This is a genomic window from Alicyclobacillus sp. SP_1 (assembly GCF_024706985.1).
GTDB lineage: Bacteria > Bacillota > Bacilli > Alicyclobacillales > Alicyclobacillaceae > Alicyclobacillus_I.
The window spans coordinates 1-3043 of sequence record NZ_JAMCCX010000071.1; the positions used below are offsets into that span (position 1 = coordinate 1).

Annotated in this window: 2 protein-coding genes and 1 pseudogene; 2 read left to right on the plus strand and 1 reads right to left on the minus strand. The window is 47.7% G+C overall.

Features of this window, described 5'->3' with window-relative positions:
- Both M4I36_RS14070 and M4I36_RS16995 read left to right on the plus strand, forming a co-directional pair.
- The coding region (locus M4I36_RS14070) for an IS3 family transposase (protein WP_258112386.1) at positions 1-487 on the plus strand (487 nt) is incomplete at its 5' end.
- Positions 488-664: 177 nt separating this feature from the next.
- A pseudogene (locus tag M4I36_RS16995) lies at positions 665-865 on the plus strand (IS4 family transposase); the annotation flags it as partial.
- A 779-nt stretch (positions 866-1644) separates the two neighbouring features.
- On the opposite strand, the gene M4I36_RS14080 reads toward M4I36_RS16995, so the two are convergent.
- Complete coding sequence (locus M4I36_RS14080; protein ID WP_258112387.1) at positions 1645-2943, minus strand: nuclease domain-containing protein; 1299 nt, start codon at positions 2941-2943, stop codon at positions 1645-1647.
- Positions 2944-3043: the final 100 nt, after the last annotated feature.

The window sequence follows — 3043 nt, forward strand, 5'->3', positions numbered from 1 at the left end:
CAAGCATGGATGGATGTATTTGGTAGCTGTCATCGACTGGTTCTCCCGTTACATCGTGAGCTGGAGACTGGAGCAAACGCTGGAGATCGAGTTTGTTGTGGAAGCGACAAAAGAGGCGCTGGAGAAGGCACAGCCGGAGATCATGAACAGCGACCAGGGAAGCCATTTCACGAGTCCTCGATACACGGAACTGCTGAAGGAGGCAGGCGTGCAGATCAGTATGGATGGAAAGGGGCGGGCGCTAGATAACATTTTCACGGAGCGGTTCTGGCGGACGCTCAAGTACGAAGAGGTCTATACCAAGGAATATGCCAGCCCGCGTGAAGCGAGGATGGAGATTGGTTGGTTTATACAACGGTATAATCACGAACGCCCTCATCAATCGCTGCGATACCATACGCCAGCGGAAATCTATCTGGAAGGAATGAAGCCATCCGATCCCATTCCCGTAAAAACAAAGTGTCTATCCCATTTGGCGACGGCCTAAAAGACAGCACAGAATCGTCATTAGGTTCGAACCCACAAGTATGTGGCTTCGAACACCGAACCCAGTGTGGGAGGTGATCAGCCGTCCGTCAAGGCTGGAAAGCGTACCTTGACAGACTTACCTAGTTATAGCTTAGCAAAGGGCAAAAAAATGTCTTGACACGTGGGGCCACTTTACCTGTTCTTGGCGCTATGTGACGAAGTCGGGGAACTGGATTGGGCTGTTGCGCTAAGTCAATTGGTCGATATTGTAAACGACATTGCAAAACAGGTTGGAAAGCGTATCTCTAAACTGATCAGCAGTCAACTACAGAGGTGGATCGACGGTTTGCCTAACTATATCAAGGCATATTTGCCGGTTTTGGTCTGCGAAAGTTGAGTTAACTACATTGGAGGTCATTTGTTCGGCCACAAGAGCTCTAAATTTTGACTGTGAACCGTGACGGTGGAACAAAATACCTTGGTGATTCCAGCCATATAAACACTGGTTCTCCTACTCCACGATGTTGAATGCATCATGCATCGCTTCTTCGGATAATTTGGCTTTGTTCCCGCTTGATCCCCACACGGGTCAGCCTTTGTTCCCAATCTGTATTTATCCCTCTCTGAACTCCAAAATCCGTTGCCAGAGAATCAACCAACACAGAACTTCATGGGCCACCACTAAAATTAAGCACGGCGCGTTTTAGGGGATGCGCTGGAGTCGGTTAGTTACTCTGATAAACATTTCTTCGCGTTCGCTACTCTATGTTTATCTCCTTTACAACCCATACAGTATCGTGATAGGACAAATACTGTATACTCCACCCACGTGCTTCACTCATCCTCACTAAAATAGCTAGGATAGATAAGCTAATTCCTGCTAACATGCAATGACAGGGATTTTTTATGGGGATTTTATACATCCCCATCATATTGCAACCGCAGTTCGGTGTCAACAGCAGTTTTGGATAAATCTTCCGACATCATAGTCTTTCCGGCGCACCCGGCGGGACGCGAATCCCCACAAGACGCGGTTTAGGAAACCCGGAGGATGAACCATATCGTATGCCAAACCGTTCTCTTAACGCATTACACAGGCTATCCTACGCTCTGTCCTAACGGTTGTCTAGTGCGGTGGCTTCTCCTTTGTAGAACGGCCTGCCTTATGGTACAGTATCAACTTGTCTCATTCTGCGAATGCATTAAGTCGGCTAATGTCATAACCCGCGGTTCGAATTCTCCCTCGGAAACGCACATTCTAGCACGGTCCCAACTAAGGTGATCAAAACGCTCGTCTTTTTCAATTTCTATCGCAAGGTACATACCATCGCTGTCGGGGCGTCCTTCGAGTTTACTACCCACGACAAATTTGGGTTTAGGCGCTGTAACTTTCCACAGACCCTGTGCCTTCTCATCGCTGAACCCCAACAATAGGATATGCTTGGCAAAAAACACATAAGGGTTGATCTGAAACTCACCATCAAGTTCGCTACATTTCAGATAGTAGGTATGCGTACGCGTGATTGTCTCAAATTGATCCAAATCAGTAAACCCACATACAACTATGTGATGTTCATCAGGAGGCAACGCTCTCCGGGTTCCTTCTGTTTCCGGAATATTTGCTTTCAAAGCATAAGCTGACGGCTTTTCCTGAATCATAAACGTGTGGAAACTCTGCTTCTCCCGTCTAGACACTCGGTCGCTTAAATGATCCAACACGTCTTTTAGAAAACTGTGGATGTGCTGTACTCCTTCATTCTCGTCTCCCGGACGAAGAGAGAACGCTCCTATACTGGGTAATACCTCGTGAAACCCGTTCCACCTATAATCCTCGGTTCCGGGGTACAGAATGTAAGCCCCTTGCGTTCTTCGAATAGCATCTCTATACGCATGCATCTTTAGCAAATCGGCTCTTTTGTATGTTCCATTATTACGTTGAGCGCTTTTTTCCTCGTTGACTTCGTCGTCTGTATCCGCGCCAAACAGCCCTTCAATGTTGTCCACTCGATATTTAGCGTCAAAGTGGATATGAACGATCAGTTCCTGACGTTCTGCCTGTGCCTCGGTGAGTGCTTCTGGCCAAAAACTGAAGGTGTAATCCGGGCGCATCCGACGAGTCCATGATCCAGGGTAGGGGTAACTTGTCGAGTCGTTTTCGTTACCATGTCTCACGAAGGTTCGATTGTAACTAAACCTGACCCGTAGGGGACGAGTTGCGCTGGCGTAATTGCCTTCGACTTCGAGTTTTTTACCCGACCTTAATTTTAGTCCGAACCCATCTTTTGTGGTTTCAATTAGTTCATCCACCGATGGAATATCTAGATTGAACTCCAGCTTAACCAAATCCAACAGCTGAAAGAACACCCAATACTCATACAAAGTGGCAACGTCACGTTTGCCGCCCCCGTACACATCTTGCCCGCCATGCCAGACTAAGCGTGCTGCAAGGTCGAACTTTAACCATGCTTCGAGCACTTCTCGGTACCCACTTTTACGTTCTGAACCTCCCCATGGCTAAAGCCAGGGGGTTCTAAAAGTCTATACCTTTGCACTCTCGCAGGCTCTCACGGTGGCT